Source organism: Propionispira arboris (genome assembly GCF_900109225.1).
Taxonomy (GTDB): Bacteria; Bacillota; Negativicutes; order Selenomonadales; family Selenomonadaceae; genus Propionispira; species Propionispira arboris.
The window spans coordinates 110,054-133,279 of the sequence record NZ_FNZK01000013.1; the positions used below are offsets into that span (position 1 = coordinate 110,054).

Consider the following 23,226-nt stretch of genomic DNA (forward strand, 5'->3'; position numbering starts at 1 on the left):
AGTATATTATACTCACAAAGTAGGAAAGTCCTATCTTAAAATATAGGCTTTCCTCTTGATTTTTCAATAAAATAATTTTTTTACAATTTCCACTGATTAGTATACGTTCTAGTTTCAAATACTTCGTTTTATAATCAAACTTCCTTCTGGAACATTTAATACACTGGCGCTATAAGCACATTTTGCGATTAACAAAAAATAAATATTCTTATATGAATGCAAACCTGCATAATTAGCCTGACCTTTTGATAACACAATATCATGCTCTTTAATCCATTTTTCGACTATTGCTGATTTTCTATTTGGACCAGTGTCTGGTTCACCATTACCAATTTTTCTAAATTCCACATTAGGAATTTCATTCATCCCAATAGATAGTGCTTCTGTCAATGTCACATCGTTAACAAATGGTCCTCCTTTAACAACTAAACTAATTCGAGAAAATGGCTTATTTCTTAGTGAATTTATTGTTTCCAAAAGTAATTTATCAAATACTATCTCTCCTGCATTGTCCAAAAAATACAAAATAGTATTTGCCGTCAATAATTCTTCACGTAAATAGTTAAAATCTCTTGGTAATCGTTTTTTCTTTAAAAACTTCTGAAGTGTTTTGCCAACATTAAAATTTTTATCTGGTCCAAAATCAATTATATTGCCAGCTATAGCAGCCAACGTAGCTTTTGCAATTTTCTTATCAGCATCTGTCTGTTTAATTTTCTCTTTGATTGCTTCAATTAACTTCATGGATTCTTTATTATTTATATCTTTAATTTGTTTAAACGGATCAGCATTTCCAATTTCACCACGAAAAACAATATTAACCTCATTTTCCAGTTCATCCGATGAAAGACTCCAATCAATATTTAACAACAATTCCATAATTTTTCTGAGAGTCTTTTCTTGAATAGAGTCTTCAATTTTTAATCTCTTCATAGTGTCTAAAGACTGTTTTTGCAGGCAAATAAAGCAGGGGAAATTTATCACAATATACTCCTCCTCGTACAATAAAATGTTCTCTTAGAACCTCAATATATATAATAATAAGGTATTTAGCCTTGTTCTTTTTTTATTTACGTCCACATGATCTCTTCCCCAATATATTGCATGAATCACCAATAACTTTACTGATAATATTTCTTGAAACTTACAATAGGGCATATAATTGAACATTATATGCCCTATTGCAAAAGACTTAAGTAACACGATAGACGTGTTATTTAACCTGGATAAGCTAATTGATAATAGAAAAATCCGTGGATTATTTTCTTAGTGCACTTTTCTTTTCCATTGCTACACAGCCCCCTGTTTTGGTAGTTAAATTTTGCTTATTATAAACATAACAAAGATATAAAGAATACCGAGTAAGAATAAGAATTTTGAATCCTTGGATATTAAGCTTTTCGTAGCCATAATAACACCCCTTATTTTTTACATTGATGTTGTTGATATTCAGATTATAGCGTTGATTATGCTTATAGTCTGAACAGCTTCAATTGTTTAGAACATATATTGTGCTAAACCAAGGAGGTTTCCAATCCAACCTACCACTGTACAGACAACCATTTGGTCCCATTCAGCTGTCGTTTGTGCAAAAGCAACCATTGGACCAAGCATTGGGAAGAAAAGCGATCTTCCTAATGTTGCAGTAAAACCGAAGAACATTGCACCGACTATAGCAGCTTTTTTACCACCGAATTTATTGGCAAAAATAGCTACAACACCGCCGCCAAAGAAATTTTCATAGGTTACCATTAATATTGGAACAGTCAGATCAAATCTCATTAAAATAGCCATACTAATAACAGAACAAATCTGAGCAATAACAAAACCAATCAGCAGCGAATTGGCACCGTATTGAAAAAAAACGGGGCAGTCAAAAGCTGGTATAGCACCGGGAACTAGTTTTGTGGAAATACCTTGGAAAGCAGGTGTTATTTCAGCAATAAACATACGAATTCCATAAAGAAGAGCCATTAGACCAGCGGAGAAACCGAATCCTGCAAATATAGCAAACATGATCCAGTTTTTTCCACCACTCAATGTCATAACAAAATCTTTTCCTACAATTAGTGACAAGCCCAAATACATAACGGACATAGTTAGAGCCACTGTGATAACAACTTCTTTGAGGAAAGATAAACGTCCGCTCAATTCAATATCTTCAAAGCTGTCCTTTGGATCCCCTATTTTGCTTCCGATCCAGCTACCGATTAAGGCACAGGAACTGACACCATGTCCAAATGCTATAGGAGCACCTCCCGTTAGTACTTTGGTATAGGGTTGAAGCATATAAGGGAACACCACTTGGTATGTCCCGACAATAACGCCGCCGATTAAGATAGCCGTAGTACTTGCAATACCCAAATAGTTCATCAGTACCGCACAAACACAGATACATGTCCAATGTGACCAATGTCCTGTCAGGTAGATAATTTTCATTTTTGTGAATCGCGCAATTAAGATATTTACGACATAAGCTAAACCTAGTGTCAATGCCGCCGCACTCATAACGTTATCATATGAGGCAATAATAGGAACCCTGGTTGCACCCTCCAATACATTTGAAGCACCTACAATTTGCAAAGACATTTTTGTAAAAATATCAACTTGAGCACAAATTGCATTAAGCCCGAGTGTGAAAATGGTCATCCCTACATAAATTTTAATGACACCTGTCATAACTCTTTCAATGGGTTTCTTTTGGAGAACTAAACCAATAAGACCAACTAATGCCATGACCACCGCAGCCTGAGTTAAAACCTCGTTAGCTAAAAATTCCATGATTGCACTAACCATAGTTTTCTTCGACCTCCTCTTTTTATGGGTATCGTAGATTTGTAGTGTTTCTTCTTTAAAGCAATATTTATTCTAATCATTAGAATATTCTGATATTTATACAAGGTTTTATGGTTATCTTTGAGCGCCACTATGTAATCCGCCTTCCTTTGCGTATTCAGCGCAACTACCATAACGATCAGTACACTAGAGATTTTCCAGGTTTTCAAAATATTCTCTTCATGATTTTTGCCTTGATATTACTCTGGCAAGACAATATTTTTAATCAATAACACCAATATCTCTAAGTTTTGATTCAAGTTCCCCCTTTCCGTAAAAATCTTTTATTGCTATAACCGGAATTTTTCCTTCAAATCTGTCATTCATTTCTTTTTCAAAAGCGCTAGAAGTCACTACTAAAGTAAGATCGTTGGGAACACTCCCCGAATCAACGCATTCGATATTGGAAGATATTTTTTTCTCTTCAAGGATACTTTCCAGAAGAATCTTCAGGAGCAGGGAACTTCCCATTCCGCATCCACAAATACAAGCACCATTTACTTTTTTCCAAGCCATAATCTATTCCTCCTTATTTAATGTTATTTCTTAAATGCTCAACTTTCATTACGTGTTGGACTTCAAGAATTGAATATACTTAAAGTATCTCATAAAATCAGAAATCATCCTCGCCTAATTTTCCAACACCGCAATTAAGTTGAGCTTATATGTTTTTTGTGTTGTTCAATGAAGTTGCTGACCTAGATTGGACAATTGCTTTAACGATATCAAAAAAAATGTTTACAAGACGGTTTCGTCTATTTATTGAAAAAAGCTATACTGACGAGTGTCTGCTTTGCCTATTTATATCAAGATGGGGCTATTTCTTGCTGCGAAAGTAAAGTTTCGTCAGAGTTAAATATTTTCATGATATCATTTGCAGCCTGAGCACACTTGATCACTTCCAGAATTTTTTCTTCCTTTAAAATGTTACAAATATCAGCAAGAGCTTCAACATGTCTTTCTTTAGCTGGTGCACTTAAACCCATTACCACATAAACGGGATCATAATTCTCATGACCAAACTTGACAGGGGTTTTCAGGGTGATCATACACATGGCTACTTTCTTAGCACCGTCTTCCGGTCGAGCATGGGCCAAGGCAAAACCTGGCATCAATACTATATATGGACCATACTTTTTAACGTATTTTATCATCCCGTCAACGTAGGAGCTTTCGACATCACCGTTCTCAAATAGTATATTTCCCACTTTTCTGACTGCTTCTTCCCAATTCTGGCACTCAACTTGCGTACGAATAGTCTTTTCATTTAGATACTTCGTCAAGTTCCCTAACAAAACAACTCCACCTCTTTTCTATTTCTATTAGAATATATTTTGAAGGCTAGTGTCCCCGGAGACCAAATTCACGGCACTCCGGGGTAGTAGCCAATCCAAACTTAGTTAAATAGCATAGAGGTTTTTTAGATTTTCTTCTCCATAAATGCCCCATTTATTAACAGCAACTTCTAACTCTTTATGATCTTTAGCGGCTTCTCTCAGGCTTACACCGTCCATACAAGCATCAATAGCCTGACGCAGCGCTTTAGCACCATCTACAGGTCCAGTTGGAAAACCATGCACGGAAGCACCAGCTCCTAACAATACATCATACCCCGTATCTTGCATAATCGTTGGAATCAATCCTGGTATTACTCCGCCACCAATAAATGGTAATGAAGTTTTTAGATTATAAAACTTGCCTTGACAAATTTGAATACTACGTATATATTTACTCTGAATATTATCAAATTTACCATAAGGACACTCGATAAGAATAATATCAGCTCCACACATACGCAATAGCTTGAATAGTACATTTGAACTTACTCCCTGATACGGGGAAGTTTTCAAAGCACCACCGTAGCAGGTATGAGCCAAGATAGGAACATTAACATCCGGGTCTTCTGCCAATGATCTCAGTGCTGACAGACCAATGCCAAAAGCATCTACCATAATCGCATTGGCACCAGCTTTAATAGCTCGCAAGGCATTGTCTTTTAATTTATGAACTTCATCCGTGATGTTTACGGTATACATGGTAGTTTCACCTTTAATCTTATCAGCTTTGGCTGCAGCTGCCATATTCAGCTTCACACGATCTTCAAGTTTATTGAAAGCTCTGTCTCCCGAAATCAGTTCGTCATCCTTAATAATATCCACACCACCTATCGCTGCGTCGTAAAAGAGTTTTGCCCCTACTTCTGGTGTATATCCTGTGCAAGGTTTGATCATATTGTTTAACAGAGGTCTGTCTTTAACACCCAAGATTTTCCTGATACCGGCTATACCAAATTTAGGTCCTTTGAACTTAGCAACAAACTTAGCTGGAAAGTCGATATCCAGTAGCCGTAAATATGGCATAGATGTGATATTGCCAGTAATTGTGGCAAATAAAAGAGGCATATTGTCCTCGATATTTACTTGAGGAAAACCGATTTTGATTACATAGAAGCGCATATCACGATCAGCTAAGTCCTTTTTCATATAGGTAAAATTTTCATAATCAGGTACTTCAAAAACAGAGAGAGTTTTAGCAGCATATTTTGCTCTAACCTCGTCTGTCTCTGCTTCTACATCAGTCCAAGACCCTGTGGTTTGCTCTATGCCAATGCTGGCTGCTTTAATAATCGGGTCTTCGTCCTTTTCAGCGCCAATCAGATACGTGGCAACACAGTAATCATCTAAATTAATTCCTTCAGTCATTGGGTTTAATAGTGGGCTATACAACCTGTTCATCATAATTTTTTCCTCCTAATTTTTATTTATTTATTTATTAAAACCATAAGCAAATAAAGAATGGCCATTTCCCATATTCACTTACGGATTTATAACAACCTTCAATACTTTTCCCGATTCGGCCAGAGCCATGGCTTGATCGAAATCATCCATTTTCATTTTTGTTACAAGTTTCGATAAGTCAATTTTATTTTGAGTAATTAGCTCGATAGCCTTAAAGAAGTGATGGGGACGAGAAATATACGTTCCATGTAAGGTAAGCTGACTGTAATGCAAAATATTGCTGTCCAGTTGAATCATACGGTTTTTGTCAGGAAGCCCGCCAAAAAAAACCACATGTCCTCCTTTGCGGACATAGCTGAATGCCTGTTCCTGTACAGCTTTTACTGAACATGCTACGATCACAATATCTGCACCTCTCCCATTTGTAACCTTTTTGATAACATCTACCAGGTTTTCCTTCGTTACGTTGACTACAATATTCGGCGAAACTGCCGCTGCAACTAATTCCAGCCTTTCTTCAAATACATCAGCAATAATTGTAGTTCCAATACCGTTTAGCTTCAGATTGGCTATATGGAGGGCGCCAATTGGTCCTGCTCCGATTATTACGGCCGTATCATTGGAATCGAATGTAATGTTATCATGTGAATTCATTACCGTTGTCAGAGGCTCGGCTAAAGCCGCTACATCAATATCAACATTATCACTAAGCTTTTTAACCGGACCTTTTTCAATAAACAGACGAGGTACTGCAACATACTCTGCCAAACCGCCAGGAAAATCTACAGGCCCATTACCCAGACACTTAAGATCAGGGCAAAGATTTTCTTGTCCTTTTTTACAGAAATAACATTCACCACATGATGCAGTTGACCCCACAGCAACCTTATCGCCGACCTTATAGTCTGCGTGTAAAGTATTGCCAACATCCTCAACTACTCCGGTAATTTCGTGCCCCATAATGACAGGGTATTGCTTTATTTTGCCACTGCCATTGCGGATAGTCCTGATATCAGATCCGCAGAGACCACATGCACTCACTTTTAATAAAAATCCGTCAGATGGACATTTTGGTACAGCAATCTCGCCAACTCTTACTTCATTTGGTCCTGCTAATAAAACTGCCTTCATATTGAACCCTCTCCTAATTGTAATATTTTTTTCTTAATGTTCTGCATATTTATATATGCAATTTCAATGCCAAAAAATGCGATAAAATGTGATATCCGTTTTTAACTGGCTGATATTGCGGGGAAAAAACAAAAAAAACATCTATTCCCCATCTATAGAATGTCTTATAGGAACAGAATATTTCATGCTATTTTCTGTTTTTCCGAATAGCAATACTATTTCTCGCACTTTTTTATCAGATCAGGATAGGATTCTGTACACGTCTATTCTAAAATTCCGGTAGAAATTCAGACTACCAAATTAAGTAAGCATCAAAATACATTACACACCAGTAAATGCTAAACTATCATAGTGAAAACCATAGAAAATTAACTAAAGTTGAAAATAACCTATTCTACTCTTACTGTATAACTCCTCAAAAAATATTATAAGAGTAATTGATGTTATTCTTAGTTTACCTACCAGTAGTTATAAAAAACACCCAGGATATAGACATTTATCTGTGTCTGCATCCTGGGTATTTTCATTTTTCTATTCACATTAAACAAGAGTATCTTTCATTATAAATGGGGTGAAGAACAAATTAAACTTGATAAAGCAAAATAAAGAGATCGTGCCGCCTTGTCTTGATTTAAAGATATTTTTTCATAGATAGATTTAAAGCGTGGAAGTAATTTTTTGCAAAAAAAGATGCTGCACATGTTTTATTATGTGCAGCAGTTCCATATTTATCATATATCTATGCTTGTAATTATGAATATACAGGTATAGATATACTCATATTGGGGATGTTCCCAGAGTAGTACCATTCACGATGCAACCAATTATACCTATGTATCACCAAGTGCATAAACTTTTGCGGATGGACGGAGGTTTCCTGACTGGAAGAAGTCTTTACCAACATAAATTAAGGCACAATAGAGATTAAGCTGCTTCGCTTAGCCTCTATTGTGCCCATATGTGCCCATAGACATGACCACTTGACGGTGTGTGCATACCGCACAACCCTTGATTTCATATTGGTGGAGATGAGGGGGTTCGAACCCCTGACCCCTTGAATGCCATTCAAGTACTCTCCCAGCTGAGCTACATCCCCAATAAAACTCTAAAATATTCTAAGCCCAGTGCTATAAGGCTTACAACGGTTTTTATTATACATTATATGGCTATAGAACACAATACCCCCTATATAATATAATTAGTTCTTTTTTTCACTGCTCAAGCAAGGTCGTCCATGAATTGAATGACCTTGCTCTCCTAAAATATCGCATTTTTTTCGATGTACGATGTTTCTATACTTTTCTCATTTAGGATACTTAGTATTTAGCAAACTATTTGGTTCTTTGCGCCATAACTGTGACATCTTTTTGTTCAGCGACCAATCTTATCATAAATTGCCAAAGATAAAGATGACATATCATATAATACATGCGGTTCATCTTTCACATTTTCAGCCATAATACAGAGAATATAGTCACTACTATGACCATATATAATGCCGCAATCATAATACATGCCATCTAATTCCCCTGTTTTATGGGCTATCTTCAAATCATGAGGTATTTGCGCCGGAATTACTGTATTATCTTCTTGTTGAAGCATAATAGCAAGCATAGCCTTATCACTTTCTGGATCAAGACATTGTGAATTATAGAGTTTTCCCAATATATTCGCCATATCTGTTACCGAAGTATAATTTTGCCGACCTTGCTTAACAGCTTCAAAATCCATCATTTTCCTTTGTAAAATTGTGTCTTTACACCCTAATTTTTGAATCATGGCGTTGATATTTTCCATTTTTAATTTATCAATTAAAATATTAGCTGCAGTGTTATCACTCTGAACAATCATCAAATCCAAGATCTGTCCTACCGTCAGCACCGTACCATCTGGTAGATTGTAAACAGATCCCCCCTCAACTGCTTGTGCATGTTTAATAACGATTTGTTCATTAAAATTGAGTTTCCCCTGATTTTTTTGATTAAATGCTTCAATCATGATCGGAATTTTAATTAAACTTGCCGAAGCCATTTTATGAGAATTTAGTACGACTGCCTTATCATCAACTTTTAAATTTTTTATATAGACCGCATATTTTACATCTTTCTCTATTGGTATCGTTGAAACCTGTTTACTTAACCATTTTTCAGACATCGGCTCTGCTGCACCAGCTGCTTCGGGCAAACTCAACCCGATCAAACATATAAATATGAAACATGTGAATATTGACAGTATTACTTTTTTACCTACAAGCAACTTCTTCATCATAATTTTCTCCTCATATAATATATATTTAAGTTCAACTATTGAACTCCGTGATTATGTGAAACGATTGAGTTAAACCCAATCCTAACTTTACTCACTCAAATCTAAATCAAGATATCACTTATTTACGAAAATAAATTGGCATAAATAATAAGAAATACTATTTGCATGGATGCCACGATAACGCCATTTTTAATCATAGATTTAATATCCTTCGATTCGGCAAATCCCATCGAACTAAACATATTAGAACCTGGATATACGAAATTCGCCACCCGAGTAGCTACCACCAGCCCCACTGACCAAGCAGCCATCGATACACCATATTGCGTTACCAATGTACCAAACATGTCATTGAGCATTTTCATTACGGCAACCGTAGCTCCCGTTAAGCCAAAAGCGCCAGTCAAGCCTCCAATAATCGCAACAAAAGGTTTGCCACCCATATTAACTAAAGGTTGCAAAATAAGCCCTAAAGCTTTAAACCCTCCAGCTTGTTCAATAAAATTCATAAATGGTTCTAAAAAGAGAAATAAAATAAATAACCCTACATTACCAGCCATACCTTTGACAACCAGCTTGAAAATTTTATCAATGTTTAAACCACCGACCAGACCTGTAATGATTGATAAACCAAGCATAACGACAATAACATAGGCCGTACCCGCTTTCATTATAATGCCATATAAAACAGCCGCAATAAATGCAAGGATAAAAATCAGACTTGAATAATTTTGTCTCTTCGTAGGCGCGAATTGCTCAACATTTTGCGGAATATCATAATCATTTTTACCTTTTGTTGTTTTCTGAATGCGATGCACCACAATCCAAGTCGTGACTAACGTTACAAATGCAATTGGCAACGCAACCTTTAAAAGCATTTCACCATAACTTGTATGTGTTAGCCCAAGTAATGCAATAACTGGCGGTGTAAATGGGCCTAAAATGAGTGCTTCTTCACCACAGGCTTGAAACAGTACGCCCACCGTACTACGAGTCAAACCCGCCGCTGCAGCAATAGGTAATATAATCGGTGCCAAAATAGCATTGCCACCAGCCATAGTACCGAGAAGTCCGACAACCACAAGACAAGCCAGCATCATCCCCAGCATTGCTTTATTTTCGGTATCAACACCTATACTATAAATGATTTTGTGTACGAGTGTATGACTGACCTTTGTCTCTGTCAGAACTTCTCCCAGTCCACGTCCCAGCATGATAATCAATCCAACTAAAGCCAAGAAAGATCCCATGGCATTGGACATAACAGTTGCGAATGACACGAGTGTTTGACTGGTAAGAATGGCCCCGATAATAACACACAAAACCGTAACTGGCAGAGGGTCCATATCACGAAAAACTAGAACAACATATACGAAAAGTGGCAATAAACCCAGCAGACCCCACCAAATACTAAATTCTTCAGCTCCCATAAAAGCATTCAGTCCTTTCTATCTTACATTTTTATTATCAATTTCTTGCCAGTCTTCTATAGCTGTTATTCCCAATCCGGGAGTATTGGACATAAAAATCTGATTTTCACAAAAAGTTACACCCCCTACGACTGGATCTGAGGCTAATAATACTGCTGCGTCCAAATCTGCCTTTGTGATGATTTTTTTTCCAGCTGCTATACTTGCTGCTGCGCTAATGCCAACCTTACTTTCAAGCATACAACCCATCATACATTGTACTCCCATAGTTTCAGCCATATCCGCAATTTTAATGGCATTATGTAGACCACCAGCTTTCATTAATTTGATATTAATCAAGTCACAAGCTCGCATCGACAAAAGTCTAAATACCTCATAAGGACCAAAGGCTGCTTCATCTGCCATAATATTGGTTTCCACATGATCTGTTACATATTTTAGACCTTCAAAATCATGAGCTTTAACTGGTTGTTCAATGAATTCAATATCCAGCCCAAGATCTTCAAATTTGTGAATCGTTCGAACCGCTTCTTTCGGATTCCAGCCTTGATTTGCATCCAGTCGAATTTTAACAACATTGCCTACTGCTTCGCGGATGGCCTTTACTCTTTTAATATCCAAAGCTGCATTGGTGCCAACTTTCAGTTTTAGTTCGGTATAACCTTCTGCCAATGCTTCGAGGGAATCTGTGACCATTTCTTCGGGAGTATTTACACTGATCGTCAAATCCGTTGTCATACTACTACTATATCCTCCAAATAATTTATACAAAGGAATTTTATGCAGTTTGCCAAACAGATCATAAATAGCAATATCAATGGCTGCTTTAGCTGAATTGTTATGCAGCATGGATGCATCTAGATCCGTCATGATTTTTTCAATATTTTCTATATCCATGCCAATGAGCTTCGGACCTATCGTATCACGAATCGCTGCAACAACTGAGTCTTGGCTGTCACCGGTAATAACTGCCGTAGGTGGTGCATTACCAAACCCGATATCATCGGTATCAGTCATTATTTTAATAATGATATCTTCCGCTGAATCCACCTGTCGTAAGGCCGTTTTAAATGTTTTTTTTAAGGGAATACTTACTTTGCCAATTTTAATTTCAGTAATTTTCATGATACAACCTTCTCCTCTTTTTCCATTTTACTTAACCACATTTAATAATGCCAAAGAATAATTGCACCTGCCATAAACGAGAAAAATCCAACAAGACAGTTCCCTATTAAGAGAACATATCTTGCTGGATTTCATTTAAGTCTACACCTGTTTATAAGCAAGCATATATGTAAATAAAGCAGCATAAATGTATAACATTCAAAAAATATATGATATTCGTTAAAACAATGAAAAATATTTTAACCAGATAATGATTTTATCATAAAATTCAAACATATTATGATAAATCTATTTGTATTCCTTTTTGAATACAGTTAAACTTTTTTTGTGCATCCTTATACGCTACAAAAATAGCTTTCTGGGATGATGCAAAATAGCGACTTTCAATTTCTTGTTTAATTATTTCTGCATTGTCTTTTATACTTTTACCAATAAATAAGCTGCGAATAAACTTCGTTGTCGTCTGAAGTGTTGCTGAAACATCACATTGAATAATCATTCCAGTTTCTCTATCAATAACAAACCCAATAAAAAATTGTCCAAATTGAATAGTAATAGGATTACTTTGTTGTGTTTTTGCATTACCAACTACATATATTGTATTCTCACCATAACAAAATGGTAAATCAATATCTTGTTGCATAAAATTCAGCCCTCACCTTAATGTTTGTTTTTCCCTAAAAAAACAAAGAAACCTCCCTTTAAAAGGCGAGGCTCCATTGCCAAACAATAATTTATAAAGTCATCGTACCAGAAATCAAAGTATTCGTCAATATAATATCTGCCTGAAACTATATTTTTCATTATTTTTTTATCCATCGGCATATTTTATAATATCTGGCATATATCGGCTTCTTATATACAAGCGGATACGAAACAGATATACTAATAGGTATCACTCAATAGATTAGGGAGAATTACTACATGGTATTTTTAAAGAAAAAAACTTTTGAAGATGTTTATAAGTGGCGTCGCCATAATAATGGCAGTTGCTTTTATTGTTACGAAGACAAACCCGTCGCCTACGCTTTTGTTGGTGAAAAAGGCATTTGTCAAGAATGTTTAGATCAATTCAAAATCGGTCATGCTGCTACAGATCGTCATGTAATAGCGTACCTCACAAAAAGTCTCAAAACGCATGAGGAAACGGTTGAATGGCTAAAAAAGAACGGCTTAAAATTGATGCCAAATGGAAGAAAAAATGATGTTCACCATTATATCGGCATCAACAATCTGGGAATTTTCAATAGTTATTGTTCCATCATTTATGATCAGGTTGCTATCTCAACCGTAGGTCCGAACACGGCAAAAAAGATATTGGATAGTTATAATGATATTGAAATCTTTAACGATGGCAGCATTCGTATTCTTTATTAAAATCTTCACAAAAACAAAAAGCATGCCCTGTAAATTTTTACAAAGCATGCTTTTTTGTTGTTTAAGAGAAAAATGCCTTTATCATATCCTCAAGCGCTTTTTGATCTTTTATCCCCATCATTTCACGCACAGAATGCATAGCCAGAATCGGCACGCCAATATCCATCGTACGCATTGGCAAAAGTGCCGAAACGATAGAACCAAGCGTAGACCCTCCTTTTGCGTCAGAACGATTGACAAAATGCTGATATAAAATATTAGCTTGATTACAAAGTTCTGCGGCAACAGCTATGGCTTCCGTATCACCAGCATAAGATTGATTTGCGGCCATTTTAAGAACAACTCCACCATTTAATATGGGTTTATTGGTTACGTCATTTTTTTCTGGTACGTTAGGATGCATCGCATGAGCAACATCCGCTGACAACATAAACCCACCGGCTACATCGGAAAAATATGCACTCCGGGAATACCCCAGCATTTCATAAATGCGTTCGATTATTTGTGGTAAAACAACCGATCCAGCCCCTTGCTTCGTGTGGCTGCCGACTTCTTCATTATCAAACAGAGCAATGATGTCTATCCCTTGTTTACGTTTTCCTTCTATAATTCCGGACAGGCAAGCCTGCACCGAAGTCAAATTATCGAGTCTTGGTGAGGAAATAAACTCATCCTTAAATCCCATAATGCATCCTGTTTCAGTCGGGTATAACGTAAGCTCATAGGCTAAAATATCTTCTTTGTTACAGCCGATTTCTTTTGCTAAAAAACCATCAAAGAAATTTTTGTCTTTCCCATCTTTTTTCAGCATTGTTGCCAGTGGCAGCATATCTTTCTGTTGGTTTAATGCAACACCTTCATTAACAGTACGATTCATATGAATTGCAAGATTAGGAATGGTAAGCAAGGGGCGTTTCAGATCAACCAACTTGATCTCTGGTGAAAAAGCGTTACTGCCTTTTATTGCTACCTTACCTGCTATAGAAAGCGGTCGATCCAGCCATGTATTTAAGATAAGTCCACCGTATGTTTCCACATTGAGTTTTCCATAGGTATTTTCACTAATTGAGGCTGCGGGCTTAATCCTCAAACAGGGAAAATCCGTATGTGCTGCTGCTACTCGCAGCCCGGCGCGCGCTTTTTCGCCAATACGAAAGGCAATAAGCGTTGAACCATAGACAGACATATAATATTTTTTGCCCAATTCTAATTTCCAAACTTCGGTTGGCAGCAGTTTTATAAAACCGGCTTTTTCTAGTATACATATGCTAGTTTCAACCGTATGAAACGGTGATGGACATGTCTTTATCAATCTTAGTAATTTCTCGGCAGTTTGTTTTGTATCCATTTGCCCGACTCCTTTTTTCATCATTCTCGAAAAAATTTATAGCTTAAAATGTTGGATACTATTTTTCAATGTACCGGACATTGCAGCTGTTTCTTCCGCACAACTGGAAACATTCTGCATCGCTGCTGTTTGCTGCTGTGTAGCAGCTGAAATTGATTCGGTATGCTTTTCTACTGCTTCGATAATACTGGCAAGATTATCAATCAATTGAACAATCTGATCCGAATTCGCAACTTCTTCCGCCGCAATATTGGTAATGGCATTAATTTCCGCAGCAGTGTGCTTCACTGCCTGCAAAATCATATCCAATGCAGTTCCTGTCTGCGTAACCGCTGTTACACCAGCTTCTACCTGTGTACTGTTTTCCGCCATAGCAGTGACTACCTGGGCTGTTTTTTGTGATACATTTTCAATTAAATGTGTAATTTCTTGTGTACCTTGATTGGATTGTTCCGCCAATTTTCGAACCTCTTCCGCTACGACAGAAAAACCTCGGCCGTGTTCACCTGCACGGGCGGCTTCAATCGCCGCATTTAAAGCCAGCAGATTCGTCTGATTCGAAATGGATGTAATCGTATCAATAATCTGACTGATTTGCTGCGAATATTCATCTAAATCATGAATCATATCCGATGTTATTTGCGTTTGGTTTTTGATTTTATTCATCGTCTGAATTGTTTCATGCACATTATTTAAACCTTCTTGTGCCGAATTTTGCGTAGCCACGGAATCTTTCTCTGTCGTGCCAGCTTTAAGCTTGGCCATTTGAATCAGCGATGATAACTGTACCAAAGACTGCGATGCTTCCAGTACCGCTTTATTACCTTTTTCGGTTTCACCCGACAAAGACTCCATGCTGCTGGCGATTTCTTCAAATGAAGCAGTTACTTCCTGTGAGGAAGCTGACATTTCTTCTGAAGCCGCTGATAATTGGTCGCTGGCAGTTGATACCTGCCGAACGATCCGATCCTGACTATCAATCATCGTATTAAAAGAATCCGCTAATTCAGCGAATTCGTCCTTTGTCTGCATGTCACTATGTACGGTTAGATCACCTTCTCCAGCACGTTTCATCGTGTGACGTAATGTGTCAATCGATCTTAAAATGGATCTTTCCAAAAGAAAAACGATACCCATAGCAACTGCCATTTCGATAACAAGTAAAATTACATTTTCGCTAAGTAATTGTCCAAGCAAACTGGCAGAATTTTGTCCAAGATTACTCAACATGAGGGTTTGACCAATCAAGGTCAACACGAGCAGCGAAAAAAAACCGATCAAAAGTTTCATACGTAAAGTAAGTTTCATGTATCATCATCCAATCTATAAAGGGCTTATTTTATATATAAACATAATGCAGAAATATCATCGCGACGCACCGGATTGCGCATAGCTTTACAAAGCCAGCGATAACTTGCCGCACTGCCGCTTGGACACGATTCTGCCGGGGTTGAAAGCAGCTCAAATAACCCATCCGTCATAAAATAAAAAATATCGCCTGAAAAAAATGACATGGTATGTTGTTCATATATCGCATTTTTATCTAATCCGGCAAAAATACCTGGCTCTTGAATTACCAATGACTGATTTTGGTTCACGAATAAAAATTGATTGATACCAGCCATACTGTAGGTCAGTTGTTTTGTAGTAAAGTCAAATGAAAAGCCAAGAACAGCCACAAATGAATCATTCTCTATAAACGAAATAGCCTGTTGGTTAAACCAAGCCAATTTTTCATTCAATGGAATGTGCTGTCCGAAAGCCTGCGACAATAAAACTCGAATAGCTGACATATTGAATGCTGTCGCCAAACCATGCCCCATAATATCAAAAATATAGCCATGTAAAATGTGATTATTTTCCCATTTAAAATCAAAAAAATCACCACTTACATAATTATAAGGTCGATAAATAGAACGTATTTCAATAAGCGGATTTTTATAATTAGCGGGCAGCATATTTTTTTGCATTTGGCTAATAAGCTCAAATTCTTGTTTAAGCTGTTTTTCTACTGAAATATCCTTTATCACCAAAGCAAAAATGCTTTTATCGTGCACTGTAATATAACGGGCATGAATTTGTATAGGTACAAGTTCGTTACTCTTTTTTTTATGAGTAGATAAGAAAATATAGCCTGCATCGCCAGATTTACGAATCGTATGCAGGTATTGGGCAGAAACGGTTATTTTTAAATCAAGTTGCGCTATATGAAGCTGTTTCGCCTCTTCCAGTGAGTGTCCATAAAAAGTGCGTGCTTTATCATTCATGAATAAAATCATGCCAAACTCATCAAGTAATAATAAAGGGTCATTAAGCATATCAAATATCCAATAACTACAATCAGGAAAGAAATGAGTAATATTCGTGACGAGTTCTTCTAGTGGCAAGTCGTTCATTATTAAGATCTCCCAATGGTTCTTTTCGTATTTTAAATATACAAAAACAAGACTAGCAGCCTTGCATTATGTAAGGTTCCTAGCAAAATACTAAAAAAACATTATACAATTTCAAAAATTTTATTTAAGCGAGTAAGCTCAAATAACTCTTTTACAACACCATTTAATCCACGCAGCTGAAGTGCGCCATGATGTTCTAAAGCCCGTTTTTGCAGAGCAACTAAGACTCCGAGTCCTGAACTGTCAATATAATCTACTTGTGTTAAATCAATGAGAAAATTATTGTGCCCGTCTTGGAAATAAGACAATGCTTTTGTTCGAATCAAAAGCGCATCTTCAACATAAAGGCTGCCTTCTAATGTAATCACTACTTTATTATTGATCATTTTAATGTCTGCTTTCATGAAATAACTCCTCCCATAGATGAAATGCTTAATTGTTTATGCATAATAACCTCACAACCTGAGGCACTGAATTCCAATGAATCCACATAATGTTTAATAATATCAATCCCACGCCCGCTTTCATTATACATCTCACTGTTGGTGGTACAGTCAATGTATTCAGGGGTAAATCCTTCACCATTATGCTTTACTATCATACATAAATCTTGTTGATTTCGCTGAATATCAAGTGTTACGTGAGTACCTTTATGATCATTTATACCATGGAAAAAGGCGTTATTTACTGCTTCATTAATGACTACAAATAATTGCATCGAATATTCAGGACAAATTGTACGAAGATTTTTTCGTATAGACTCCCTTGCCATACGAAAATCTTCAAGCGAAGCGCAGGTACAGTTAAATTTTGTTATCAGAAATAATCCCTCCTTATTGTGAAATGGCAAAAGCCCAAACATATAAGCATTCTCGATAATTCAGAAAAAACCTTTTTTATTACAAATTTTTTCAAAATTTATAATAAAAAAGCGTTCCAGTATTGAACCAGAACGCTTTTTGCTATTTATTCGATAATGATTTTATGAATCAAAACTGGTTTTTGAGCCTCGCTGGCAATAAAAATATTTTCATATATTTTCGTTTTTACAGCGTCTACATCTTCACAATTTGTATAAATCGTTACAAGTGAATCCCCTTTCGTTACTGGATCTCCTACTTTTTTGCGAAGCATCAAACCAACAGCCAAATCGATAACATCGTCTTTGGCTGCTCTGCCTGCACCCAAGAGCATTGCCGCAATCCCAATTTCATCAGCCACCATTTTTGCTACGAATCCACTTTCTTTCGCTCGAACTTCAATTTTATATTTTGCCTGTGGTAATTTTTCAGGATGATCCACCACAGAAACATCCCCGCCCTGATTTTTGATAAAATCTTTAAATTTTGCTAAAGCCTTGCCGCTTTTAATAGATTCCTGCAGCTTTGTTCTTGCTTCTTCTAAAGTTGAAGCTTTTTGTGCCAAAACAACCATTTGGCTGCCCAACGTTAAAACCAATTCAGTTAAATCATCCGGACCTTCACCTTTCAAAGTATCAATTGCTTCTTGTACTTCAAGTGCATTTCCGATTGCAAACCCGAGTGGTTGAGACATATCCGAAATAATTGCCATCGTTTTTCGCCCAACATGATTGCCGATTTGCACCATGGCATGTGCCAAATTTTCAGCATCTTCTTCCGTTTTCATAAAAGCTCCTGCACCAGTTTTCACATCAAGCACAATCGCATCTGCCCCGGCAGCAATTTTCTTACTCATAATTGAACTTGCAATCAACGGAATGGAATTGACTGTCCCCGTGACATCTCTAAGCGCATAAAGTTTTTTATCAGCCGGAGTTAAGTTACCGCTTTGACCAATTACCGCAACTTTATCACGATTTACCAAATCAATGAATTTTTCTTTTGTCAGCTCTACATGAAACCCACTGATCGATTCAAGTTTATCAATCGTTCCACCTGTATGTCCAAGCCCACGGCCAGACATTTTGGCAACTGGAATACCAAGTGAGGCAACCAATGGCGCCAGAACCAGCGTTGTCGTATCACCTACTCCACCCGTTGAATGTTTATCCACTTTTATGCCTTCAATCGCTGATAAATCAATCGTTTCCCCTGAGTTCACCATAGATCTTGTAAGGTCTGCTCTTTCGCGATCGTTCATATCTTTAAAATAAATCGCCATGGCCATGGCACTGGCCTGATAGTCGGGAATCGTTCCATTGGTATATCCGTCAATGAAAAAGCTGATTTCTTCTGTCGTTAATTCGTGTCCATCACGTTTTTTCGAGATTAAATCTACCATTCTCATGGTTATTTACCACCTTTATTTTAATTTTCCTAAAAAGCTTTCTCCATATGCTGGCATTGTCACGCCAAAATTATCGGCTACCGTTGCCCCAAGATCCGAAAAACTCTGGCGAATTTCTAAATCTTTACCTTCAGAAAATCGCTTAGAATATACAATAAGCGGAACGAATTCTCTGGTGTGATCGGTTCCTTTATAAGTTGGATCATTGCCATGATCCGCCGTCAATATTAATAAGTCTTCATCCGTCATTTTAGCAAATACTTCAGTAAGCCTAGCATCAAATTCTTCCAGCGCATTCCCATACCCGATTGGATCGCGTCTATGTCCATAGGCTGCATCAAAATCAACTAAGTTCGTAAAGCTAAGCCCCTGAAACTTTTCATCGAGCAAAACAATGAATTGATCCATTCCATCCATATTTGATTTTGTCCGTATCGCTCTTGTAATACCCTGACCATCAAATATATCCGCTATTTTACCAATTGCTATCGAATCAAGTCCGGCTTCCTGTAAAAAATCCAGCACTGTTTTGCCAAAAGGCTTCAGTGCATAATCGTGTCGGTTCGGTGTCCGCTTAAAAGTATCTGCCGTATCTCCAACAAAAGGTCTGGCAATAATCCGTCCCAAGGCATATGGATCTTCACGTGTTATATCACGACAATATTGGCAGATTTTATACAATTCATCCACTGGTATAACCTGTTCATTCGCGGCGATTTGCAGTACTGAATCCGCGGAAGTATAAACAATCAATTCTCCCGTTTTAAGCTGTCTTTCCCCTAGTTCTTTGATGATTTCTGTTCCGCTGGCTGGTTTGTTACCAATAATTTTCCTACCAGAGAATGTTTCGATTTTCTCAATTAATTCTGGTGGAAAACCATCGGAGAAAACGCGAAATGAAGCAGCAATATAAAGCCCCATCATTTCCCAATGTCCCGTCATCGTATCTTTTCCGTTTGATGATTCCTGCATCTTGCCAAAATACGCTTTTGGCGACAATTGTTTCTTTATTCCTTGTATCTCACAAATATTAGATAAACCCAAACGTTGCAGATTCGGCATATGTAAGCCATTTTTCTTCTCTGCAATATGAACAAGCGTATTAACACCAACATCGCCAAATAATTTTGAATCAGGAGATTCACCGATTCCAACCGAATCCATAACGATAATATGTATTCGTTTAAATTTTTGCATTTTAAATCACTCCCTCTTCTCTTATTATACTATTAATCCAACTACTGTGGCAGTAAGAACACTGACTAAAGTAGCGCCATATAATAATTTCAAGCCAAACCGAGCCACTACATTGCCTTTTTCTGCATTCAAGCCTTTAACTGCACCAGAAATAATCCCGATTGAAGAAAAATTGGCAAACGAAACTAAAAATACAGATACAATTGCCAGTGTTTTATCCGAAAAATTAAAATCGCCAGACGAAAGCGACATCATGGCAACAAATTCATTCGATACTAATTTCGTTGCCATAACGCTGGCCGCTTTGATTGCTTCGTCCCAAGGCACTCCCATCAAAAAGGCAAAAGGAGAGAAAATATACCCCAACGTATCTTGGAAAGAAATCCCGATAATCCAAGTAAAGATACCATTAATCATAGCAATCAACGCAACAAATCCGATCAGCATCGCACCAACAATCATGGCTACTTTAAATCCATCCATAATATATTCACCCAGCATTTCAAAAAAAGACTGTTTTTTCTCAAGCTGGACTTCTAAAACATCATCTTCGGGTTTCACCGTGTAAGGATTGATAATTGAAGATATAATAAACCCGCCAAACAGATTCAAAACAATTGCTGTCACAACATATTCCGGCTTGATCATCAACATATAAGCCCCCACTATCGACATTGATACGGTGGACATAGCTGAAGCACAAAGCGTATACATACGGTGATCCGGTAAAAAAGCAAGTTGTTTTTTTACCGATATAAAAACTTCTGATTGCCCTAAAATAACCGATGCAACGGCATTATAAGATTCCAACTGCCCCATGCCGTTTATTTTGCTTAAAATAAGCCCGACATACTTAATAATAAACGGCAGAATTTTCCAATGCTGTAAGATTCCAATTAAAGCGGAAATAAAAACAATCGGCAGCAATACACTGATAAAAAATGTGTACTTATTATCATTAACCATGTTGCCAAATACAAAATTAACGCCTTCACCAGCACATTTCAATAGCAGACCAAATCCCGCTGCTATATTAGCGATTAAAAAATTACCAGCATCTGTGTTGAGTAAAATAAAACCAAAAATGAACTGTAAAACAATCATAATAAGAACAGGTCTATATTTAATATTTTTTTTATCACTGCTTGCCGCCCAAGCTAAAGCTAATACAACAAATAGTCCAACTATTCCAATAATATATTTCACTCGGTTAATCCCCCTAAATTGTATCAAAGTATGTTAACAGAAACTGATTTTATAACCTAGAAATTATTTATTTTCCTAAGTCTTTTTTTGTAAATGCACCTGGTAATATTTCATCAAGAGTTTTGACAATATATTCTTTTTTATTTTTCCCTAAAATAATTTGGATATCGGCTGCCGCAAATTCTGCTATCACCTGTCTGCAAATCCCGCAAGGATACGTGTAATCATTCTCTACGCCAACAATAGCAATTGCCTTGATGCTTGTATGTCCTTCGGAAACAGCTTTGAATATAGCTGTCCGTTCCGCACAGTTTGTCGCACCATAGGATGCATTTTCAATATTACAGCCCGTATATATACTTTCATCTTCCATAACCACAGCAGCACCAACATAAAAATTGGAATAAGGTGCATAGGCCCGCGATCTTCCTTCAAAAGCTTTGTTTAGTAATGTTTCATAATCCATATCAAACTTCGCCTCTTTTCATTTTTATAACTTTATAGTAGCCCTTTTTTGGGTTCTTTGTCAAGTGTTGGGGTAAAAACATAAAGTGAATTTTTAGCGAGGGGATTTCTCCTCGCTATTTTCTATTTTTATGCAGCCATATAAAGTATCCGATTTCTCATTCGTTTAAATTTTTGTATGCCATAACAAGTCCGTTTGAGTACCTTTGTTCGATTGTTACATCCTTCTATATATCCATTGCTATAACCCGTTGAAATTGCTGCAATAATTTCATTTTTCCATTCGATCACTGTCTTCATTAATTTGTTGAATTGTTTTATATCATATCTCATAACGTTTTCTTGCCACTGTTTAAATCGTTTTACATATTCTACACTATCCGTGCTGTCCATTACTTCATAAAATAATTCTTTTAAACGATAGGCCTGACTTAATTTTTCAGATACAGCCAGCATATTGGCCAATTGTTCTTTATCTTCATCTCGTTTTAAATTTTTATGCCTCTTCAATAAGAGGAACCGGCTCTTTTTAAAATATTTCCGACGGTAGTCCGAAAACTCTTTTTGGACTTCTTTGCGAACACTTTCTAATGCCCAATTCGCAAGCCTGCATGTATGGAATTTATCAGCAATAATCTTAGCATTCGGGAAACTACTTTTAATTACAGAGCGAAATAAACTGCTTAAATCCATAACTACATATTTTACATGGGCTCGCTGCTCTATGGGAAAAGACGCAAAATATTTGCACAGGTCATCCGTTTTTCTGTTTTCTAATATGTCTAAGGGTCTTTTATCCTTCGGATTTACAAGCAAGCATTGAAATTCCTCTCCATCTGCGTTTCCTTTGAATTCATCAATAGACAATACTTCTGGCAGCTGTGGTTTTGGATAGTCGACATGATCGAAAAGACGTAATGCTGTCGTAACAGAAACGTTGGTGTCTTTAGCAATCGCAGAAGCAGACTTTACTTGTGCAAATTGAGAAATAATAAATTGTTTTAGCAACGTCGTCATTCGTTGATATTTCAAAAGAAAAGGATTGTCTTCAAAAAAACGTTTTGAGCAATGCGGACAGACATAGCGTCGTTTGCGCAGGAATAAATCATAAGTTTTATGTAATAAAGGAAGATGTTTTATTTTTTGAAGGCGATAATCATGAACTTTTTGCGTCTGCTGCCCACAGGATGGGCATATATGGAGTTTACGTGGCAATTGAACCGTCAGTGAATTTTCTGTAACATTTATAATAGAAAGGTCTTCCAAGTCTAAGAAAAGTGTAGTAAACTGAATATTGAGCATAAGTGATAACCCCTTTCGGTTAGTGTTGTGGTAACTTTAATTGTAAATGAGTTATTCACTTTATGCTCTATTTTTATGCAAAAAAATATGTTGGAATAAGCAATTTGTTTTTTGCTTACCCCAACATTTATTATAGAACC

Annotated in this window: 22 protein-coding genes and 1 tRNA gene; 1 reads left to right on the top strand and 22 read right to left on the bottom strand. The window is 36.8% G+C overall.

Annotated features, from left to right (window positions below):
- Positions 1-114: 114 nt before the first annotated feature.
- The 12 genes from BMY14_RS13170 to BMY14_RS20600 all read right to left on the bottom strand — a co-directional run bounded on the left by BMY14_RS13170 (position 115) and on the right by BMY14_RS20600 (position 12,346).
- The gene (locus tag BMY14_RS13170) at positions 115-984 is read right to left on the bottom strand and encodes a damage-control phosphatase ARMT1 family protein (protein WP_091832644.1); all 870 of its coding nucleotides are present in this window, start codon (positions 982-984) and stop codon (positions 115-117) included.
- 513 nt (positions 985-1,497) lie between these two features.
- Positions 1,498-2,796, bottom strand: a complete 1,299-nt coding sequence (locus tag BMY14_RS13175) for a PTS transporter subunit IIC (protein ID WP_091832647.1) — start codon at positions 2,794-2,796, stop codon at positions 1,498-1,500.
- A 261-nt stretch (positions 2,797-3,057) separates the two neighbouring features.
- Positions 3,058-3,351, bottom strand: coding sequence for a PTS sugar transporter subunit IIB (locus BMY14_RS13185; RefSeq protein WP_091832652.1), 294 nt, complete (start codon positions 3,349-3,351; stop codon positions 3,058-3,060).
- Between the two features lie 290 nt (positions 3,352-3,641).
- Positions 3,642-4,130 (bottom strand): PTS sugar transporter subunit IIA, encoded by a 489-nt coding sequence (locus BMY14_RS13190; protein WP_091832655.1) that lies wholly within the window; start codon positions 4,128-4,130, stop codon positions 3,642-3,644.
- A gap of 105 nt (positions 4,131-4,235) precedes the next feature.
- The gene (locus BMY14_RS13195; protein ID WP_091832658.1) at positions 4,236-5,573 is read right to left on the bottom strand and encodes a RuBisCO large subunit C-terminal-like domain-containing protein; all 1,338 of its coding nucleotides are present in this window, start codon (positions 5,571-5,573) and stop codon (positions 4,236-4,238) included.
- 78 nt (positions 5,574-5,651) lie between these two features.
- Positions 5,652-6,704 carry an alcohol dehydrogenase catalytic domain-containing protein gene (locus BMY14_RS13200; RefSeq protein WP_091832661.1) on the bottom strand — a complete coding sequence of 351 codons (1,053 nt, stop codon included), beginning with the start codon at positions 6,702-6,704 and terminating at the stop codon, positions 5,652-5,654.
- 1,020 nt (positions 6,705-7,724) lie between these two features.
- Positions 7,725-7,800 (bottom strand) — tRNA-Ala (locus BMY14_RS13205).
- 275 nt (positions 7,801-8,075) lie between these two features.
- A complete protein-coding gene (locus BMY14_RS13210) occupies positions 8,076-8,972 on the bottom strand; it encodes a serine hydrolase (protein ID WP_091832664.1) in 897 nt (298 codons plus the stop codon).
- A gap of 122 nt (positions 8,973-9,094) precedes the next feature.
- Positions 9,095-10,402: a permease gene (locus BMY14_RS13215; protein ID WP_091832667.1), complete on the bottom strand. Its 1,308-nt coding sequence runs from the start codon at positions 10,400-10,402 to the stop codon at positions 9,095-9,097.
- 18 nt (positions 10,403-10,420) lie between these two features.
- Positions 10,421-11,527, bottom strand: coding sequence for a dipeptide epimerase (locus BMY14_RS13220; RefSeq protein ID WP_091832670.1), 1,107 nt, complete (start codon positions 11,525-11,527; stop codon positions 10,421-10,423).
- Positions 11,528-11,804: 277 nt separating this feature from the next.
- Entirely contained in the window at positions 11,805-12,170 is a 366-nt protein-coding gene (locus BMY14_RS13225; RefSeq protein ID WP_143063178.1) for a DUF3870 domain-containing protein, read from the bottom strand.
- 17 nt (positions 12,171-12,187) lie between these two features.
- Positions 12,188-12,346, bottom strand: a complete 159-nt coding sequence (locus BMY14_RS20600; protein WP_177177594.1) for a hypothetical protein — start codon at positions 12,344-12,346, stop codon at positions 12,188-12,190.
- Between the two features lie 105 nt (positions 12,347-12,451).
- On the opposite strand from BMY14_RS20600, the gene BMY14_RS13230 reads away from it, so the two are divergent.
- Positions 12,452-12,904 carry a hypothetical protein gene (locus BMY14_RS13230; RefSeq protein WP_091832676.1) on the top strand — a complete coding sequence of 151 codons (453 nt, stop codon included), beginning with the start codon at positions 12,452-12,454 and terminating at the stop codon, positions 12,902-12,904.
- Between the two features lie 61 nt (positions 12,905-12,965).
- Here BMY14_RS13230 and BMY14_RS13235 read toward each other — a convergent pair whose 3' ends face one another.
- The 10 genes from BMY14_RS13235 to BMY14_RS13280 form a co-directional block, all read right to left on the bottom strand.
- A complete protein-coding gene (locus BMY14_RS13235) occupies positions 12,966-14,252 on the bottom strand; it encodes a M18 family aminopeptidase (RefSeq protein ID WP_091832679.1) in 1,287 nt (428 codons plus the stop codon).
- Between the two features lie 36 nt (positions 14,253-14,288).
- On the bottom strand, positions 14,289-15,560 hold the full coding sequence (locus BMY14_RS13240; RefSeq protein WP_091832682.1) for a methyl-accepting chemotaxis protein: 1,272 nt from the start codon (positions 15,558-15,560) through the stop codon (positions 14,289-14,291).
- Between the two features lie 26 nt (positions 15,561-15,586).
- Positions 15,587-16,648, bottom strand: a complete 1,062-nt coding sequence (locus tag BMY14_RS13245) for a SpoIIE family protein phosphatase (RefSeq protein WP_091832685.1) — start codon at positions 16,646-16,648, stop codon at positions 15,587-15,589.
- Between the two features lie 101 nt (positions 16,649-16,749).
- On the bottom strand, positions 16,750-17,052 hold the full coding sequence (locus BMY14_RS13250) for an STAS domain-containing protein (protein WP_019554679.1): 303 nt from the start codon (positions 17,050-17,052) through the stop codon (positions 16,750-16,752).
- Complete coding sequence (locus BMY14_RS13255; protein WP_091832687.1) at positions 17,049-17,510, bottom strand: ATP-binding protein; 462 nt, start codon at positions 17,508-17,510, stop codon at positions 17,049-17,051. The genes BMY14_RS13250 and BMY14_RS13255 overlap by 4 nt, the downstream gene beginning before the upstream one ends.
- A 104-nt stretch (positions 17,511-17,614) precedes the next feature.
- Complete coding sequence (locus BMY14_RS13260; protein ID WP_091832690.1) at positions 17,615-18,916, bottom strand: pyrimidine-nucleoside phosphorylase; 1,302 nt, start codon at positions 18,914-18,916, stop codon at positions 17,615-17,617.
- Positions 18,917-18,931: 15 nt separating this feature from the next.
- Positions 18,932-20,113 (bottom strand): phosphopentomutase, encoded by a 1,182-nt coding sequence (gene deoB / locus BMY14_RS13265; RefSeq protein ID WP_091832692.1) that lies wholly within the window; start codon positions 20,111-20,113, stop codon positions 18,932-18,934.
- A 24-nt stretch (positions 20,114-20,137) separates the two neighbouring features.
- Complete coding sequence (locus BMY14_RS13270; RefSeq protein ID WP_091832695.1) at positions 20,138-21,319, bottom strand: NupC/NupG family nucleoside CNT transporter; 1,182 nt, start codon at positions 21,317-21,319, stop codon at positions 20,138-20,140.
- Positions 21,320-21,386: 67 nt separating this feature from the next.
- The gene (locus BMY14_RS13275; RefSeq protein WP_091832698.1) at positions 21,387-21,785 is read right to left on the bottom strand and encodes a cytidine deaminase; all 399 of its coding nucleotides are present in this window, start codon (positions 21,783-21,785) and stop codon (positions 21,387-21,389) included.
- 128 nt (positions 21,786-21,913) lie between these two features.
- Positions 21,914-23,086, bottom strand: a complete 1,173-nt coding sequence (locus BMY14_RS13280; RefSeq protein ID WP_091829731.1) for an ISL3 family transposase — start codon at positions 23,084-23,086, stop codon at positions 21,914-21,916.
- Between the last annotated feature and the right edge of the window lie 140 nt (positions 23,087-23,226).

What these genes read in the sequence shown, in the direction of transcription:
- BMY14_RS13175 (WP_091832647.1), bottom strand. Translation starts at nt 2,796, where the DNA reads ATGGTTAGTGCAATCATGGAATTTTTAGCTAACGAGGTTTTAACTCAG.
- BMY14_RS13185 (WP_091832652.1), bottom strand. Translation starts at nt 3,351, where the DNA reads ATGGCTTGGAAAAAAGTAAATGGTGCTTGTATTTGTGGATGCGGAATG.
- BMY14_RS13195 (WP_091832658.1), bottom strand. Translation starts at nt 5,573, where the DNA reads ATGATGAACAGGTTGTATAGCCCACTATTAAACCCAATGACTGAAGGA.
- BMY14_RS13200 (WP_091832661.1), bottom strand. Translation starts at nt 6,704, where the DNA reads ATGAAGGCAGTTTTATTAGCAGGACCAAATGAAGTAAGAGTTGGCGAG.
- BMY14_RS13210 (WP_091832664.1), bottom strand. Translation starts at nt 8,972, where the DNA reads ATGATGAAGAAGTTGCTTGTAGGTAAAAAAGTAATACTGTCAATATTC.
- BMY14_RS13215 (WP_091832667.1), bottom strand. Translation starts at nt 10,402, where the DNA reads ATGGGAGCTGAAGAATTTAGTATTTGGTGGGGTCTGCTGGGTTTATTG.
- BMY14_RS13220 (WP_091832670.1), bottom strand. Translation starts at nt 11,527, where the DNA reads ATGAAAATTACTGAAATTAAAATTGGCAAAGTAAGTATTCCCTTAAAA.
- BMY14_RS13225 (WP_143063178.1), bottom strand. Translation starts at nt 12,170, where the DNA reads ATGCAACAAGATATTGATTTACCATTTTGTTATGGTGAGAATACAATA.
- BMY14_RS20600 (WP_177177594.1), bottom strand. Translation starts at nt 12,346, where the DNA reads ATGGATAAAAAAATAATGAAAAATATAGTTTCAGGCAGATATTATATT.
- BMY14_RS13230 (WP_091832676.1), top strand. Translation starts at nt 12,452, where the DNA reads ATGGTATTTTTAAAGAAAAAAACTTTTGAAGATGTTTATAAGTGGCGT.
- BMY14_RS13235 (WP_091832679.1), bottom strand. Translation starts at nt 14,252, where the DNA reads ATGGATACAAAACAAACTGCCGAGAAATTACTAAGATTGATAAAGACA.
- BMY14_RS13240 (WP_091832682.1), bottom strand. Translation starts at nt 15,560, where the DNA reads ATGAAACTTACTTTACGTATGAAACTTTTGATCGGTTTTTTTTCGCTG.
- BMY14_RS13245 (WP_091832685.1), bottom strand. Translation starts at nt 16,648, where the DNA reads ATGAACGACTTGCCACTAGAAGAACTCGTCACGAATATTACTCATTTC.
- BMY14_RS13250 (WP_019554679.1), bottom strand. Translation starts at nt 17,052, where the DNA reads ATGAAAGCAGACATTAAAATGATCAATAATAAAGTAGTGATTACATTA.
- BMY14_RS13255 (WP_091832687.1), bottom strand. Translation starts at nt 17,510, where the DNA reads ATGTTTGGGCTTTTGCCATTTCACAATAAGGAGGGATTATTTCTGATA.
- BMY14_RS13260 (WP_091832690.1), bottom strand. Translation starts at nt 18,916, where the DNA reads ATGAGAATGGTAGATTTAATCTCGAAAAAACGTGATGGACACGAATTA.
- deoB (WP_091832692.1), bottom strand. Translation starts at nt 20,113, where the DNA reads ATGCAAAAATTTAAACGAATACATATTATCGTTATGGATTCGGTTGGA.
- BMY14_RS13275 (WP_091832698.1), bottom strand. Translation starts at nt 21,785, where the DNA reads ATGGATTATGAAACATTACTAAACAAAGCTTTTGAAGGAAGATCGCGG.
- BMY14_RS13280 (WP_091829731.1), bottom strand. Translation starts at nt 23,086, where the DNA reads ATGCTCAATATTCAGTTTACTACACTTTTCTTAGACTTGGAAGACCTT.